The sequence below is a fragment of the Treponema sp. UBA7567 genome, assembly GCF_002476655.1.
Lineage (GTDB): Bacteria > Spirochaetota > Spirochaetia > Treponematales > Treponemataceae > Treponema_D.
The window spans coordinates 7187-23246 of sequence record NZ_DLLH01000058.1; the positions used below are offsets into that span (position 1 = coordinate 7187).

Here is a 16060-nt window from a genome sequence, read left to right on the forward strand (position 1 = left end):
TCCGCACACGCTTTGCGTCCACTCCTATCCCTGCCGCATTTTCTGTTATTTAATCAGAATTTTTGCAGCCATACTTTTGTCAATCGCAAGCCTGACTTCCTTGACCTTAACAATCAAACCGGTTGCAATTTTCTGAATCACAGTAATCTTCGAGCCTTCAGAAAATCCCATGTCAGCCAAATGCTGTTTTACAGCCTGAGTGCCAGTAATCGAGGCAACAGAAACTTCCTCTCCGATTGAAGCAAAAAGCAACGGCATAATAAAACCTCCGGCTAAGAATAGTTAGCAAGATTGTAATCTAAATAATAAACACTAACTCTTATTAACCATTGCTAACAATAATAAGTTTTATGTTTTTTTGTCAATATATTTTCCTTTTTTTTAGATATTTTTTTTTATCATTCATTCTGACACTACAAGAACATTGCTCTGCTGACAAAAAACGCAATTTATGCTAAAGTTTTCGTCATAATTCAATCAAATTTCATTTTACAGGAATGAACAATGTCTAAAACTATAGCAATCGGTGCCGACCATGCAGGCTATTTGTACAAGGCCCGCTTAATCGAACATTTAAAATCAAAAGGATTTGAAGTAATCAATGTTGGAACTGACACTGGAGACAGCGTCGACTATCCGGTTTTTGCAGAAAAAGTAGGCGACTTAGTCGATTCAAATCAGGCTTACTGCGGAATTTTAATCTGCGGAACAGGAATCGGAATGAGCATGGCTTCTAACAAGCACAAAGGAATCCGTGCAGCTTTGTGCACTGACCTTGTAATGGCAGAATACACACGCCGCCACAACAATGCAAATGTGCTGTGCATGGGCGCAAGAATCATCGCCTACGAAATGGCGGAAATGATTGCCGATAAATTTCTCGAAACAGAATTTGAAGGCGGCCGTCACCAAAGAAGAATCGACCTTTTTGACAAATAACGAAGGCTAAAATGATTACAGATGTTATTATCATGGCCGGTGGTTTTGGAGAACGTTTGTGGCCGGCTTCTAGTCCAACTCATCCAAAACAGTTTATGGCCTTAAACGACAATATTTCTTTTTTGCAGGAAAGTTTAATACGCGCGCTCGCATTAAAAATTTCTGGGAAAATCGTAGTCGTTACCAGGAAAGATATTGAAAATGAATGTACTCTGCAGATAAAAAAACTGGCAGATCGTTCAGAAGAAATGGACGCAAGAAAACTTCTTGCAGAATCAATAGTCCTGGCAGAACCTGCGCCAAAGCACACTTCAGCGGCAATCATGCTTGGTGTAAGTTTAATAAACAAACTTGAACCAGATTCTTCCCACACTTTTCTTGTGCTTACAAGCGATCACGTAATCACTCCAGTAAGCCAGTTTGCAAAAGACTGTAAAAATGCGGCCAACGCAGCCGAAAAAGGCAAATTTGTCTGCTTTGCAATTGCGCCAACACAGCCAGCGACAGGTTACGGCTACATAAAGGCCGGAAAAGACTTAACTGGCGAAAACCACACTTTTAAAATCGAAAATTTTAAAGAAAAACCTGACGAAGAAACCGCAAAACAATATTTTGAGTCGGGCAATTATTTTTGGAATTCGGGAATGTTTGCCTTTGAAGGAAAAATGTTCCTGAACGAAATGCTTTCGTGCACTCCAAAAATAAGCAATGCCTTTGAAGCCGTTACAAAAGGCAAAAAACCTTCTCTAAAGCAGGTTAATGGAGTTTATGTAATAAAAAACTGGCCGGAAATGGAAATCACTTATCAAGACGTTCCATCAATTGCCGTTGACAAGGCTATTGCCGAAAAATCTGAGAATGCAGCGGTCGTAAAAGCTACATTCAAGTGGACAGACGTTGGCAGCTGGGACACTTTCAGTGAACTTTGCACAAATCCTTTGAACAACAAAGTCGTTCAGGTTGAATGTGCAAACAATTTTGTTTATTCAGATATTCCAGTAAGCTTATGCGGAGTTAAGGACTTAATTGTCGTTGCAAAAAACGGAAAGCTTCTCGTCATGAAAAAAGGCGAAAGTTCGCTTGTTCGCTCGGCAGTAAAGGCAATTGAGCAGTAGCTGCGCAAAAATTGCGGTTCAATTTTAGAAAATATTTATTCATATAAAATGAGGTAAGATATGAAAAAGATTATCAGTGGAAAAGTTCGTGAAGTTTACGATCTTGAAGACGGCCGTATGGTTATCGTTACAACGGACAGAATTTCAGCATTTGATGTAATTCTTCCTACAATGATTACAGACAAGGGCAAGGTATTAAATGCTCTTTCTAACTTTTGGTTTGACTTTACAAAAGATATTGTAAAAAACCATATGATTTCTTCAGATTTAAAGGATATGCCGAAAGAATTCAACAGCCCGGAATTTGAAGGACGCACAATCCTCGTAAAAAAACTCAAGATGATTCCTTACGAAGTAATTGTCCGCGGCTACATGTTCGGTTCTATGTACGAGGCCTACAAAAAGGGCGAACCATTTCTTGGCCACAGTTTTGACAAAGAGTACAAACAGGGNNAGCCGTTCCTTGGCCACAAGTTTGAAAAGGAATACCAGCAGGCAGAAAAACTTGACGAGCCGATTGTAACTCCATCAACAAAAGCCGCCGAAGGCCACGATATAAACGTGACAATCGATTACATGAAAAAAGATCTTGATGAAAAGTTTCCCGGAAAAGACCTTGGAAGCAAAATCGAAAAAACAGCACTTGCAATTTACAAAAAATGTTATGAACATGCGCTCAAAAACGGGATCATAATTGCAGACACAAAATTTGAATTCGGTCTTGACGAGAACGGAGAGCTTGTTCTTGGCGATGAAGTTTTGACTCCAGATTCAAGCCGCTTCTGGAATGCAGAAACTTACAAAGCAGGAACAAGTCCTGCAAGCTACGACAAGCAGTTTATCCGCGACTGGCTCAAAGAAAACAACCTTGCCGGTGATCCGACGATAAAAAGCGTTCCAGCAGAAGTTGTTGCAGAAACTTCAAAGCTCTATCACGAATGTGTAAAAAAAATCACTGGAAAAGACCTGTAACTTTTTCAAATCAGATTAAAGAATAAAAAAGGCTGTCTTTATGAAGTTGTTTCCATAAGACAGCCTTTTGTTTTATTCAGATTTATCTTTTTGAATAGTTTTTTTCTACCCAGTTAAGATATTCTCCTGAAAGAATATGGTTAATCCAAGCTTTATTGTTCAGGTTCCATTTTACAGTCAGCAAAAGTCCCTGCTCAAAAGACATTTTTCTTTCCCAGCCGAGTTCAGTTTTTATTTTTGTACAATCGATTGCATAACGCTGGTCATGTCCAGGTCTGTCTTTTACGTGAGTAATGGTGTTTTTTATGTCAGATTCGCTCATGCCGGTTTCTTTAGCTGTAAGCTCGATAAGCTTGTCGAGAAGCGTAATATTCTGCCATTCATTTTCGCCGCCGATATTGTATTTTTCGCCTGTTTTTCCATTATTCAAAATGAGCCAAACTGCGCGGTTGTGATCTTCAACATAAATCCAGTCGCGGATATTTTTTCCTTCGCCATAGACAGGAAGATTTTTCTTTTCCTGCATATTTAAAATCATCAGCGGAATAAGTTTTTCCGGGAACTGATACGGACCGTAATTGTTTGTACAGTTTGAAAGAGTAATTGGAAGCCCGTAAGTGTGATAATACGCCATTACAAGATGGTCGCTCGAAGCTTTGCTTGAAGAATAAGGTGAACGGGGATCATAAGCAGTTTTTTCTGTAAAATATCCCGTAGGCCCCAAAGAACCGTAAACTTCATCAGTAGAAATATGGTGGAACAGAACATCGTCGCGAGGATTGTCGAGGCTTACTCCCCAGTAGCTGCGGGCAACATCCAAAAGAGTATAAGTACCGAATATGTTCGTTTTTATAAAAGTTTCAGGTCCCAAAATCGAGCGGTCTACATGGCTTTCTGCCGCAAAATGAACAACTGTATCAATATCATACTGCTTAAAAATTCTTTCGATCTCGCTTCTATCACAGATGTTTACTTTTTCAAAAAAATAACGGCGTTTTGAAGGATTTTTTTCGCCTGAACCAAAAGTTTTGTCAATGTCTTCTAGAGTTTCTCCGTTTCCTGCGTAAGTAAGGCAGTCAACGTTGATTATTCTTCCTGAAAAATTTGCATCTTCAAAGGCCTTCTCGCCGCTTGTTGATTTTCCAAAAAGATAATGAATAAAGTTTGAACCGATAAAGCCGGCTCCGCCTGTAACAAGCACATTCTTAAGTTTTCTCATATTTTTCTCCCATAAAAAGTCAAGATTAAAACTTCAGTTTTAGGATTGACTTTTTAAGTTGTTTCGCAACGAAGTGAGAAACAACCGATGATAAGAAAGTTTGCAACGCAAACTTTTTAGGATAAAAACAGACGACATTTTCGGCTGTTTTTATCTTATCTCCTCGTGCATAATAAAAAGCATAAAATAAAAAAATTTGACTATTTTACACTAAACCTTTCATCTTTTATAAAATCTTCGAGAGAAAGTTTCCAATCTGGAAGTTTTATGTTCAAAGCTGACTGGATTTTTGAAGTATCAAGCACGCTGTAAGCAGGACGCTTTGCCTTTACAGGATAATCGTCTGTCGTGCAGCTGTTGATTACGCAGTTATTTGAAATTCGTCCGTATTTTGTTCCAAGTGAATAAATTTCTCTGCAAAAATCAAACCAGGTGGTCTGACCGGCATCGGTCACGTTGTAAATTCCGTATGGAACAGTTTTTTTGTTGCAAATTTCAAAAATGACTTGAGCTAAAGTCGAACAGTTTGTCGGAGTTCCTTTTTGGTCACAGACAACTCTGACGCTTTCCCTGCTGTTCATGGCTTTTGTCATTGTGTATACAAAATTCTTTCCATAAAAACCGTAGAGCCACGCTGTACGAAGAATATAATACCTTTGAGTTGATGAAATTATATTGTCTTCGCCACTGGCTTTTGTTTTTCCATAAACGCTGGCCGGAGATTTTTTTTCAGTTTCCAAAATTGGCTGAACAGCATTTCCGTCAAAAACGTAATCTGTGCTTATGTGAATAATTGCAGCGCCTTTTTTTTCAGCAATCCGCGCCAAATTAAGAGGTCCTGCCGAATTAATTTTTTGAGCAGATTCTTTTTCGTCTTCTGCCTTGTCAACAGCCGTATAAGCAGAACAATTTACGATAAAATCGATTTTAGAACCAGAACCTATCTCAAGTTTATTCGCAAAATTTTCAAGCTTCGAAAAATCTGCGACATCAACTTCGCTGCCAGTTCCAGTGTAAGCAATTTTATTCTTTTGAAAAAGCTCACAAAGCTGAGAACCGAGCATTCCCCTGCAACCTAGAACCCAAATCATCTCAGTTTTCTCCAATCCAATGGGCGCTCATATCAAAATATTTTTTTGAAAAATCAAAGGCTGGATGTTTTTTGTCTTTTTCGCTCAAAAGAGGCTCTACATCTCCACAGATTGAATGCCAGTCAATGCTAATAGTCTTGTCGTTCCACATAAGACCAGCTTCATCTTCCGGATGATAAAAATCCGTACATTTATATGTAAAAACTGCAAAATCGCTAATTACATAAAAACCGTGCGCAAAACCTTCCGGAATGTAAAACATATTGTTTTTCTGAGAATCAAGAACAACTCCGTAAGATTTTCCGAAAGCAGGAGAGCCGTTTCGTAAATCTACAGCAACATCGTAAACTTTTCCTTCAAGCGCACGAACGAGTTTTCCTTGAGGATGCTTTGTCTGAAAATGCAGCCCGCGCAAAACGCCTCCTTTGCTAGCGCTCTGATTGTCCTGAACGAACTTCATTGTAAGACCGGCTTCAAAAAAGTCTTTTTCTGAATATGTTTCTGCAAAGTAACCACGGGCATCTCCAAAAATTTTTGGCTGAATTTCCCATAATCCTTCAATTGGGCATTTATTGAACTCAAAAGACATTAAAAATTCTCCGCAATATATTTTAAGTAAGAGCCGTAATCGGTTTTAAAGCCTTTTGCAATTTCAAGAAGCGCATCTTTTGTAATCCAGCCGTTGTTAAATGCAATTTCTTCTATACAAGCAACATACATTCCCTGACGTTTTTGAATTGTTTCGATGAAATTTCCGGCTTCTGAAAGGCCTTCGTATGTTCCTGTATCAAGCCAGGCAAAACCGCGTCCCAGAATTTCTACGTTGAGTTTTTGCTGAACCAAATATTCATTATTAACAGAAGTGATTTCGATTTCACCACGGGCAGAAGGCTTTACATTTTCTGCAATTTTTACAACGCTGTTGTCATAAAAATAAAGTCCAGGAACTGCATAGTTTGATTTTGGTTTTGCAGGTTTTTCTTCAATTCCGAGAGCTTTTCCGTTTTTGTCAAATTCAACAACTCCGTAGGCTGTCGGATCTTTTACAAAATAACCGAAAATTGTCGCTCCGCCTTCTGTTTCCACTCGTTTGCGAGCATTTAAAAGGCTTTCTGAAAAGCGCTGGCCGTAAAAAATGTTATCGCCGAGAACAAGAGCAACGCTGTCGTTTCCGATGAATTCTTTTCCAACAATAAAAGCATCTGCAAGACCTCTCGGTTTGTCCTGAACCGCGTATTCAAATTTCATTCCGAGCTGGCATCCATCGCCAAAAAGCTCCTTAAAAACCGGCAAATCGCGTGGAGTTGAAATTATCAAAACTTCGCGGATTCCTGCAAGCATAAGACAGCTTAGCGGATAGTAAATCATAGGTTTGTCATAAACTGGAAGAATCTGCTTGCTGACAGCCCTTGTGAGCGGATAGAGACGGGTTCCGCTTCCTCCTGCAAGAATTATACCCTTCATAAAAAAACTCCCATAGTTTTCAATTTCAAGAACAATACAAGTCCTATACTATTATTCTACCATTATTGAGCATAATAAATCAATTCGTTAGAATAGGAGCATTGTGTTATACAGATATTCCAAAGACGGACGTGGACGGCCTGTAAAAACCGCCGCTATTTATACAAAAAAAGAACATAAAATTTCTTTAGACAAAATTGACGCAGACTGCCTTAGAGTTGTTTTTCATTTAAAAGAATGTGGCTTTAACACTTACATCGTCGGAGGGGCAGTAAGAGATTTGCTTACTGGAAAAACTCCAAAAGATTTTGACATTGTTACAAATGCAACTCCAAGCAAAATTAAAAAACTTTTTAGAAATTCCCGGATTATTGGAAAGAGATTCAGACTTGTCCATGTTTTTTTCGGGGAAAAGATTTTTGAAGTTTCAACTTTCCGCTCGACAGTTGACGGAAGTGTAGGAAACAGTTTTGGTTCGATTGAAGAAGATGTTCAGCGCCGTGATTTCACTCTAAACGCTCTTTATTATGATCCTTCAAAAGAGCAGATTATCGATTATGTCGGCGGAGTGCAGGATATAAAAAATCATATTTTAAGACCTGTAATTCCTTTGAACAGAATTTTTGAAGAAGATCCTGTCAGAATGTTGCGCGCAGTAAAATACAGTTCGACCTGCAGCTGCAAAATGGGCTTTGCATTAAAACACAAAATCAGGAAAAGTGCGCATCTCTTGCTTCCTGTAAGTCCAAGCCGTTTGACAGAAGAAATGCTGAAAATTTTGAATTCTGGCCATTCATCTGAAATTATAGCAGCCTGCCTTAAGACTGATCTTTATATGTACCTTCAGCCGAACGCAAGCAGCATGATGTATCAGTCAAAAAAATTTGAACAAAGCTATATGAAGCACCTTGCAGAAATGGACAAAATAGTTCAAAAAGACAAAACTGTAAGGCTCGGACAAAAACTGTTCTATCTGATTATTGATTTTGTCGATACGCTTACAGACTGGAAAAAAGAAATTTCTGGAAAAACGGCAACTGGCGAACTTTATTTAAAAACTTGGGCTCAGGTAAGAAATTTTGTTCTTCCAATAAATCCACAGCGCACAGAACTTGAATACGCAATTCGCCTGGCTTTAAAAACACTCGGAGTCGCAATAAAAATCCCAAAAAGCGCATTTAAAGTTCGAAAAACTGTAAAATTTCTTCCGGCAGAAGAAAAAATTGCCGAGATAAGATAAATAAAAAAAATAAATCCAAGAAAAAACACCTTGAAATACAGACGCTAATTGCGTTTTTTAAGGTGTTTTTTTATGCAGTCTTTAAATCCGAAACCAAAATATGGTCTACAATAATCGAAATATCCTCAAGGAGAATTCCCGCATTTTTTTCGATTGACGAAGTCACGTAATTTTTTAAATTTTTACTCAATTCTGTAAGCGGTTCTCCAAAAGGAACATCTATCGTCACAAAAAAACGGTATCCTGTCTTGTCCGCCTTTATGTTCAAACTTTTTAAGCGGATTAAGCTGTTAAATTTCTTAACTGCATCTCCTGCAAGGCCTGCAAGATGAGCCTGAGAAATATTTTTTCTTGCAGTAACTGAGAAGGCCGGGCGGACTACAGATTTTTCAAAAAGCTTTGCATTTACTTCGACTGTAGTTTTCTTTTCTTCTGTTTTGAAAAAATGACGGAAAAACTTTCTTTTTGAAAGGCTGACTTTTACTTTTGAAACAAAAATTCTTGAATAATTTCCAGCTTCTTTTACCTCGTACGAGCGGACTGGAATTACATGCTTTCCTTCAATCTGCCGGCTTATACGGGCTTCTTCAATTTGCTGAGGAGTGGCAATGTCTTCGATTCTTATATATTTTTCCGGAAGAGGAATTTGAAGGCGCATTGCAATCTTATTGACCATCTTTTCGCTTGTGCCGAGCAGCAGAATTTTTTTTATCTGTTTTTTCTGAATTGCAAGAGCTACGCTGTCTCTGTGCTTTTTGTCATCGAAAAGCGCAACGCGAACTGCCCCCATATAACTTTTTTCAAGTTTTGCGGAATGCCCGGCAAGAATATTGTCTTCATAAATCAAAAGCCCGTCATCAATTATCGCCTTTATATGATATTTTTGAGCGACAAGCTTTGCGCGAAAACTTTTTCCTGTGCCAGATGGACCGAAAAATGCAAAAACTTGAAGAGGCTTTTGTTTAAAATTAAGAATTTCTCCAATATTCATACCCATATTATAATTCACAAGGCAAGTTTATCAAGGAGGATTTTAAAACTGAAACGAAATTTTCTCCTGGAGGACAAACTATTTTTTTCGGAAGGTTGAATAGATTTTCCTGAAATTCCAAAGAATAAGAATGGAGAAAAAGATTTTGTTTTTCTGAAATCTGTTTTGCTCCGTAAACTGTATCTCCAAGCAGAGGATGCGCGTGGTAAGCACTCGTTGCGCGAATTTGATGAGTTCTTCCTGTAGAAATTACGAATTTTACGAAAGTAACCTGAATGCCTTTATATTCTCCGTACGCAACCGGAATTACCGTTGTATAGCTTTCCTTTGAATTTTTTGAATCGGAATTTACAGAAACTGTATGAAATTTTGAACTATTTAAGTCTTTTTCATTTCTGCTGATTTTTTCTGTCCATATTTCTGTTTTTCCCAAAGCGCCTTCAATGATTGCAATATAAGTTTTTTTTATTTTGTGTTCCTGAATTGCCTTAGAAAACTCCTGCGCACCTTCGAGATTTTGGCTAAAAGCAATAAGCCCTGTAGTTCTTCTGTCAAGACGATGCAAAGGACCTGTTCTAAATGAAAGACTCTTTTGAGCATTTTTAGAATTAAAAAAATCGTAATCTTCTTGGACAAAAACATTGAGAGCCAGTTCGCCGGCTTTTGACTTTTGAACAGGAAGATCGTAAGGCTTGTTTAAAAAAAGAAGTTCTTGAGTACGAAGCACTATCCATTCTTCTGGAAGAGAAGTGATTTTTTTTTGATTTTTTTTGTCTGTTAGAAGCGCGGTTTCCGCTAAAAACGAGGCTATTTTTATTTCATCGCCTTTTTGAATTCTATATTCGCCTTTCTGTTTTTTTTCATTGACCTTTATCAATCCGTTTCTGAGAGCCTTATAAAGCTGCGAAAGATTTTCTTCTGAGAGAAGTTTTTTTGCAATTCTGTCGAGTCTTCTTCCTTCATCATCTTTTCCAGTTTTTAAGCGAATAAATTCCATAACTTATAAACTATAAACAGAACCTATAAAAATTTCAATTTTGACAAACAAAGCTTGTACAAGCTCAATATAAAATGTCTGCATAAAATGCTTAAATAACTAGACAAAAATGCGCATACCGATAAAATAATGAGTATGTTTAAAGGTGTATGGGTACAGTTTCAAACTCTTTTGTCTTCTCCGATATTTCTTGCCTGTGTTTCCAGTTGGTTTCTTGCTCAGTTTTTAAAAACACTCATAAAACTTTTTGCTGGAAAAGTCCACAGCATAAAAGAGCTTGTTGAACTTCTGATATGGCGAACCGGAGGAATGCCTTCAAGCCATAGCGCCCTTGTCGCCTGCCTTTGTACTTGCATTGGAATTACGGAAGGATTCAATTCCGGACTGTTTGTTCTTTCTTTCTGTTTTTTTATGGTTACAATCCGCGATGCTGTCGGTGTAAGAAGAGCAAATGGAATTCAGGCAAATATGATTAACAGAATCGGAAATCTTTTAAAAGATCAGGGACTTGTCCAGGAATACAAAAATCTAAAAGAAGTTCAAGGACATTCTCCGATGGAAGTTATCGTTGGCTGTATTCTTGGTTTTTTTGTCGGTATCGGTTTTTTAGTTTTGTAGGCTGCAATGAAAATTTCGACAAAACTTCTGGCTTCTTCTGCTTTATTTGCATTGACCTTTTTTTTTGTAATCTGTTTTCGCGCTGTTCCAGAAAGCCAGCTCTGGAAAGGCTGGCGGCTTCTTTATGTAAAGTCCGAAAAACTTTCTGAACAAAATATCTGTTCAATTCTTGAAAAAAACGGCTGCAAAAATGTCGTGAGCAGGGTGAACCAGAAAAGCCCTGTCTATTCAGAATTTTCACCTATCCAAGTTCAGCCGAAAAATTCATATATTTACAGAAAGAACGGATTTTTTAGAGACAAATCTTCTACATATTTTGTATTTTATGTTCCAGAAAAAAACACTTCCGCTCTGAAAAATGCAGTTTACGAAATAAACGGATTTTCACAAACCTTTGCGTCATGTGACGGGGGAGCCGTTTTTCCGTGGATTTGTCCTTTTTTAGCTTTTATTTTTTTCGCTGTTCTCTTTTATTTTTCTAAACAGAAATTTAAATTTCTTATAGTCTCTCTGGAGCTTCTTGTTTTGTCGATTACAAGACCTTTGTACACAGTCTGCGGAGCAATTTTTCTTTCACTTTTTGCAAATTTTCTTCTCGTAAAAATTTACGGCAGAGACGGTTTTTTTAAAGATTCGAAAAACGCTGTTTTTATAATGCCAATGATTGTTTTTTCTTTTACTGCGCTTGCTTTTTCGTCGGTTTTAAGTTCATTTTTATTTGCAGTTTCTTTTGCAGGCGGTTGGCTCGGACTTAAGGTTTTTGAAGAATTTTATTCATTTTTCTGCAAAAAAAATGGAAATCTTCAGTTTAATTTTGTTTACATCAAAAAATCTTCAGACGTAAAAACCGTCACCTCATCAAATTCTTTTTTGCTTGGAATTGTTTTTGTCTTTATAGCGTTTCTTTTTGCATTTTCGTCGATTTTTTCAGGAATTTCTCAGGCTTCGTTCTCCGATCAAAGACCTTTTCTTCCGGCTCCTCTTTCTTCAAACTCAAAAAGTTCAAAAGATGCTGAAATGCTTCCAAATCTTGAAGATTTTGTTGACTGGAGCTGGTTTACAGTTTCTTTTCCGTTCAGAAAATTGAATTCTTCTTCGACTGAAATTCAAAATTCTTTTGGCGAGAGCATCGTTATTCCAGATTTTTTTATTGGAAAAGACAATTCCTCTGGAAAAGAGAAGATTTTTTCATCTCAAAATAAAGTTTTGACCTATGATTCTTCCTTTGTTCACTCGATTTATGATAAGATAAACAAAAGCGATTATCCTGCCCTTGAAAAAGTTCTGCTTTTGCAGGGGAAAAATACATCTTATGGATACACAAAAAACGCAGGAACAAGTTCAGAAAAAGCAGTTCCTCTAGTATTGAGCTTTTTTGCATTTATTCCATTGATTCTCTTTTTATATTATTTTGTGGGAAATAAAAAAAATGAGGCCAATTTATAAATTCGTTTCAGAAGATACTGGATTAATTACTAAAACTGTAAGCGGATTTATTCCAGAAACAGTTGTAATTCCTCTAAAAAAAAGCAGCCAAGATGAAATTGAAATTCTCGTAAAAGCCGGAGACACGGTAAAAGAAGGGCAGGTTATTGCAAAATCTCAGGATACTTGCATTCATTCTTCGATTCCTGGAACTGTTATAAATATCGTTTATTCAAAATTTGCAGACGGAAATGAAGGTTATGCCGCAAAAATCCGGCTCGAAGGAGTTTTTTCTTTTACTGGAAAAAAAATCATCGAAAAAGAATGGAAGTCAAAAGATTCTTCAACACTGATTTTTTTAATGAAAGAGGGAGGAGTTTTAAACACTTTTTCTTCTCCTGAGCCGCTCAATGCTCAGATAAAAAATCTTGATAAAACAAAAGACCGTTTTCTCGTAGTTCGGCTTTACTCTGAAGATCCCTCAAGAATTACTGACAGTTTTGTTACTGAGCATTATTTTGAAAAAATAAAGACCGGCGTAGCAATTACTGCAAAAGCAATGGAAGCAAAAGGAATTCTTTTTGCCTTTGACAGCAATAAATCAATTCCACAGAATTTTGCTGACAGTTTTGAAACAGAAACAGCAGTTGTTTCGATTGATGCAAAAAAATATCCAAATGGTTTTATACACGAGATTGTCAATGCAGCAAAAAAAATGCTCAAAAATTCGATTTTTAAGAATACAGGAAACCGCGATTTATTCATAGATTCTGTTACGGCACTGAATGTTTACAATGCAGTTGTTTTGGAAAAACCAGAAATTACAGCAGAAATTCAAGTTACTGGAGACTGCCTTAACGCCGGAGCCGTAATAAGTGTAAAAACAGGAACAAGTTTGCGACAACTTGCAGAACAGGCCGGCGGTTTTAAAAGAGAACCTGGAAAAATTATAATAAATGGAAAAATTACAGGAAATTCTGTTTCGGATATAGATATTCCAATTTCAAAAGATATAAAATCGGTGGCATTTATTCCTTTCAGACAACTTTATAACCAGACAGAACAAAGCTGCATTCGTTGTGGAAACTGTCTAAGCTGCTGTCCTGTAGGACTTTCGCCAGAAACTCTTTACAGATGCTTTAAAAATAGAGACCACAACAACAGCGAATTGCAGTTAATCGAAAAAACTGCAATTTTGTGCACAGAATGTTCTTTGTGTAATTCTGTCTGCCCATCAAGAATTCCGCTAAGCCAGACAATTGCGCTCTTAAAAAAAGGAAAAATAAATGAAAAATAAAATAAAAATTACATTGCATCCTTTTTCATATTTGAATTTTTCTGAAAAAACAAATGCAATTTTTTTACTCACATTCTTAGCCTGCCATGTTTTTATGCTTTTTATAACAAAAAGCTGGGCAAACCTTTTTGTAATTCTGGCGGCTGTCGCAGCGACACTTTTGGCAGAAGTTTTTGAAAAAACATACGGAAAAAGAAAAGATTCCTACAGTTTTCTCAATTCAATTATTCAAGGAATTTTAGCTGGACTTTTTTTACCTTCAGCATTTCCTATTTATGCTGTTTTTTTTACAGTTTTTTTTGTATTTGTCTGTTCAAGATATTTTATCGGAAGCTTTGCAGACTGCTGGATAAATCTTCCTTGTCTTTCTGTCTGCATCTGCTGGATTTTGGGAACTTCGCTCTTTCCAGACTGTCAGCTCACGCATGAAATTATATTTGCAAGAAATCCATCTCTGGAACTTATTCAAAACGGCACATTCCCAATGCTTGCCCTTGATTCAAAAATTACATCCTTTTTTAACAGGACGATTTTTTCGCTTTTTGGATTTTCAATTCCAGACGGTTATATTTCTCTTTTTTGGGACACCGGCTCTTTAATTCCTGCATTCAGATTCAATTTTATAACGCTGATTTCTTCGATTGTTTTAATTTCGATGGATATTGTAAAGGCGATGATTCCCGGACTTTTTTTACTAACCTATGGTATTCTAGTATTTTTAGGTCCATACTTCTTTGGATTTAGCGGACATGGCGACCTTCTTCTTGCATTTTGCACTAGCGGACTCCTTTTTTCTTCGATTTATTTGCTTCAGTTTGCCGGAACAATTCCAATGTCTCTTTTAGGAAAGGCATTTTATGCTTTTTTTGCCGGAGTTCTTGCATATTTGATAATTGGAGCCGGAACTTCTCCAGCAGGAGCTGTTTTTACAGTTCTTTTGATGAATGTTTTAAGCCTTTTTATCCAGCATATTGAAAAAATTGCCGAAATCAAAAAAGTTAAAAAAATTCTTCTTGAACGCGTAAAAGAATTTGAGGAAGGAACAAATGCTTAGCGAAAAAAACAAAATAATTTTAATAAAAATCAGTATTCTGGCAGGAGCATTTATCGTAACCTGCGCAATTCTAATTACAATGATTTTCCTTGCAAAAAGTTTCTGGAAAAACGGTCTAAAGGTTAGTGTGGAGCAGACTCTCGAAAAATATTCCGAAAACACATATAAAACGGGAGACTTTGTCGAATTAAAATCGCAGCTTTCACCTGGAGCGGCAGTTTTTAATTGTAAAAAAAACAACGATTCAAGCCGTTATTATGCCGTAATAATGCGGATTTCTACAATTTCGGGACCTGCGCCAACGGTTTTTCTGTGCTCTGAATATGAGGCGGAATTTGCAGGATTTGCTATTGAAAATGGAAATTTAAAACAGACAATGACCCCAGATTTCCAGGAAATCCATATACGCTATTGGAAATCTTTGTTGCCGAAAATTTTACAAAAGGCAGGACTTTTTGATGACTGATTATAAAAAATTTCTTATTTACATTGGGACAACACTTGCAATAGTTCTTTCTTTTCCAGGAAGAATTGCATACGGAGTTTTTGCGCTGCTTCATTTTAATGTCTCTGTAGTTCTTCTGACGCTGATGCTTTATGCAATAAATCTATTAAATGTAAAATTTCTGCGTCTTGGAATTTGTTCTCTTGAACTTGTTGCTTTGACAATTTTATATAAGCAGCTGCTTGTCATTTTTTGCCCTGTTGCAGCCCTTACAATCGGCTTTTCTTTTTATTTGCCTGCGGTTTCCGCTGTTGTAATAACGGTTTTTAATCTTAGAATAAAAAAATCAATAAAAGAAAGCTGCCTTGATAAATTAAAAAAATCGCTCAGCATTTCTGCATTTTGCTTTATAATTTTTGTTTTAAGAGACACTTTAGGATTCGGAACAATAACGCTTCCAAAATGGCAGTCGCTCTTAGTAATAAAAATACCTGAAATTCCATTTTTTGAAGGAAATTCATTTATGTCCTTTTTTGCGACAATTCCGGGCTGTATGGTTTTGACAGTTCTTGTTTTTTTTGCCGGCCTAAAAATAAATGGCGTTTTTGCAGGAGAAAAAAATGCTTGAAATCATTTTCTTTTATCTTTTTTTTGGCTCAATAGCACTTTATTATGGTGTCGGATTAAAAAAAATTCTTACCATAAGAAAAACTCCTCGCTGTTATTTAAAAGATGTCTTAAAATCGCTTTTTATTACAGTTTCTGTTTCATCAGTTGCTTATCTGTTGGACGAATATGTTTTTGCCAGACTTGGCATAAGCGAAATATATCCTTTTTTTATGACGATTTTTTTTGCCGCAATTTCATACGGCATTCACCGGCTTATAAAAACAAGTTTTTTTGATTTTACGGAAGACTATATCGTTCCATTTATGATTGTCTTGATGAGTTTGACAGAAGGCTTCTCTTTCTTAAGCACAATTTTAATCTGTGTTTCTGGAGTTCTTTCTTTTTACCTTCTCATTTTATTCGTCTTTGCCTTAAGAACTCGATTTAAAATTTATCGAAAAGATGCTGGTGAAAAACCGTTTTTTATGCTTCTTCTTGGAACTGCCGTTCTTTTTATAGCAATTTACGGTTTTAATGCTTCCTGGCTTAATCTCGGGCTAATTTTATAAAGATTTTTGAAAAAA

18 protein-coding genes are annotated in these 16060 nt (G+C 36.7%); 11 read left to right on the forward strand and 7 right to left on the reverse strand.

The features are described from left to right. Nucleotides 1-45 precede the first annotated feature (45 nt). Nucleotides 46-258 (reverse strand): FeoA family protein, encoded by a 213-nt coding sequence (locus B3Y13_RS07415; protein ID WP_296693668.1) that lies wholly within the window; start codon nucleotides 256-258, stop codon nucleotides 46-48. A gap of 246 nt (nucleotides 259-504) precedes the next feature. Here B3Y13_RS07415 and rpiB point away from each other — a divergent pair, with 246 nt between their 5' ends. From rpiB to purC, 3 genes are read left to right on the forward strand one after another with little or no spacing between them, the layout of a single operon-like run. Continuing rightward, nucleotides 505-939 (forward strand): ribose 5-phosphate isomerase B, encoded by a 435-nt coding sequence (gene rpiB / locus B3Y13_RS07420; protein WP_296022613.1) that lies wholly within the window; start codon nucleotides 505-507, stop codon nucleotides 937-939. Nucleotides 940-950: 11 nt separating this feature from the next. Beyond that, entirely contained in the window at nucleotides 951-2054 is a 1104-nt protein-coding gene (locus B3Y13_RS07425) for a mannose-1-phosphate guanylyltransferase (RefSeq protein ID WP_296022614.1), read from the forward strand. Between the two features lie 60 nt (nucleotides 2055-2114). Beyond that, complete coding sequence (gene purC / locus B3Y13_RS07430) at nucleotides 2115-3026, forward strand: phosphoribosylaminoimidazolesuccinocarboxamide synthase (RefSeq protein WP_296693671.1); 912 nt, start codon at nucleotides 2115-2117, stop codon at nucleotides 3024-3026. Between the two features lie 82 nt (nucleotides 3027-3108). On the opposite strand, the gene rfbB is transcribed toward purC, so the two are convergent. The 4 genes from rfbB to rfbA all read right to left on the reverse strand — a co-directional run bounded on the left by rfbB (nucleotide 3109) and on the right by rfbA (nucleotide 6800). Next, a complete protein-coding gene (gene rfbB / locus B3Y13_RS07435) occupies nucleotides 3109-4245 on the reverse strand; it encodes a dTDP-glucose 4,6-dehydratase (protein WP_296693673.1) in 1137 nt (378 codons plus the stop codon). Between the two features lie 200 nt (nucleotides 4246-4445). After that, on the reverse strand, nucleotides 4446-5336 hold the full coding sequence (rfbD, locus tag B3Y13_RS07440) for a dTDP-4-dehydrorhamnose reductase (protein WP_296693676.1): 891 nt from the start codon (nucleotides 5334-5336) through the stop codon (nucleotides 4446-4448). A gap of 1 nt (nucleotide 5337) precedes the next feature. Further along, the gene (rfbC, locus tag B3Y13_RS07445) at nucleotides 5338-5925 is read right to left on the reverse strand and encodes a dTDP-4-dehydrorhamnose 3,5-epimerase (protein ID WP_296668659.1); all 588 of its coding nucleotides are present in this window, start codon (nucleotides 5923-5925) and stop codon (nucleotides 5338-5340) included. Beyond that, complete coding sequence (rfbA, locus tag B3Y13_RS07450; RefSeq protein ID WP_296022619.1) at nucleotides 5925-6800, reverse strand: glucose-1-phosphate thymidylyltransferase RfbA; 876 nt, start codon at nucleotides 6798-6800, stop codon at nucleotides 5925-5927. Before rfbA ends, rfbC begins: the two co-directional genes overlap by 1 nt. 103 nt (nucleotides 6801-6903) lie before the next feature. Between rfbA and pcnB the strand changes: the two genes are divergently transcribed. Next, complete coding sequence (gene pcnB / locus B3Y13_RS07455; protein WP_296668661.1) at nucleotides 6904-8040, forward strand: polynucleotide adenylyltransferase PcnB; 1137 nt, start codon at nucleotides 6904-6906, stop codon at nucleotides 8038-8040. 70 nt (nucleotides 8041-8110) lie between these two features. On the opposite strand, the gene B3Y13_RS07460 is transcribed toward pcnB, so the two are convergent. Then, the gene (locus B3Y13_RS07460) at nucleotides 8111-9031 is read right to left on the reverse strand and encodes a hypothetical protein (RefSeq protein WP_296693678.1); all 921 of its coding nucleotides are present in this window, start codon (nucleotides 9029-9031) and stop codon (nucleotides 8111-8113) included. A gap of 7 nt (nucleotides 9032-9038) precedes the next feature. Further along, nucleotides 9039-10028 (reverse strand): RluA family pseudouridine synthase, encoded by a 990-nt coding sequence (locus tag B3Y13_RS07465; protein WP_296022622.1) that lies wholly within the window; start codon nucleotides 10026-10028, stop codon nucleotides 9039-9041. A gap of 135 nt (nucleotides 10029-10163) precedes the next feature. Between B3Y13_RS07465 and B3Y13_RS07470 the strand changes: the two genes are divergently transcribed. Genes B3Y13_RS07470 through B3Y13_RS07500 form a run of 7 tightly spaced genes read left to right on the forward strand, consistent with a single transcriptional unit; the run spans nucleotide 10164 to nucleotide 16045 of the window. Then, nucleotides 10164-10646 carry a divergent PAP2 family protein gene (locus B3Y13_RS07470; RefSeq protein WP_296693680.1) on the forward strand — a complete coding sequence of 161 codons (483 nt, stop codon included), beginning with the start codon at nucleotides 10164-10166 and terminating at the stop codon, nucleotides 10644-10646. Between the two features lie 6 nt (nucleotides 10647-10652). Beyond that, complete coding sequence (locus tag B3Y13_RS07475) at nucleotides 10653-12092, forward strand: hypothetical protein (RefSeq protein WP_296668664.1); 1440 nt, start codon at nucleotides 10653-10655, stop codon at nucleotides 12090-12092. Next, nucleotides 12076-13368 (forward strand): hypothetical protein, encoded by a 1293-nt coding sequence (locus tag B3Y13_RS07480; protein WP_296668665.1) that lies wholly within the window; start codon nucleotides 12076-12078, stop codon nucleotides 13366-13368. Before B3Y13_RS07475 ends, B3Y13_RS07480 begins: the two co-directional genes overlap by 17 nt. Then, nucleotides 13358-14422 carry an RnfABCDGE type electron transport complex subunit D gene (locus B3Y13_RS07485; protein WP_296693682.1) on the forward strand — a complete coding sequence of 355 codons (1065 nt, stop codon included), beginning with the start codon at nucleotides 13358-13360 and terminating at the stop codon, nucleotides 14420-14422. Before B3Y13_RS07480 ends, B3Y13_RS07485 begins: the two co-directional genes overlap by 11 nt. Beyond that, entirely contained in the window at nucleotides 14415-14888 is a 474-nt protein-coding gene (locus tag B3Y13_RS07490; protein ID WP_296668669.1) for a hypothetical protein, read from the forward strand. The genes B3Y13_RS07485 and B3Y13_RS07490 overlap by 8 nt, the downstream gene beginning before the upstream one ends. Beyond that, entirely contained in the window at nucleotides 14881-15495 is a 615-nt protein-coding gene (locus tag B3Y13_RS07495; protein ID WP_296693683.1) for a hypothetical protein, read from the forward strand. Before B3Y13_RS07490 ends, B3Y13_RS07495 begins: the two co-directional genes overlap by 8 nt. Continuing rightward, nucleotides 15488-16045, forward strand: a complete 558-nt coding sequence (locus tag B3Y13_RS07500; RefSeq protein WP_296022629.1) for a hypothetical protein — start codon at nucleotides 15488-15490, stop codon at nucleotides 16043-16045. The genes B3Y13_RS07495 and B3Y13_RS07500 overlap by 8 nt, the downstream gene beginning before the upstream one ends. The last annotated feature ends 15 nt before the right edge of the window (nucleotides 16046-16060 follow it).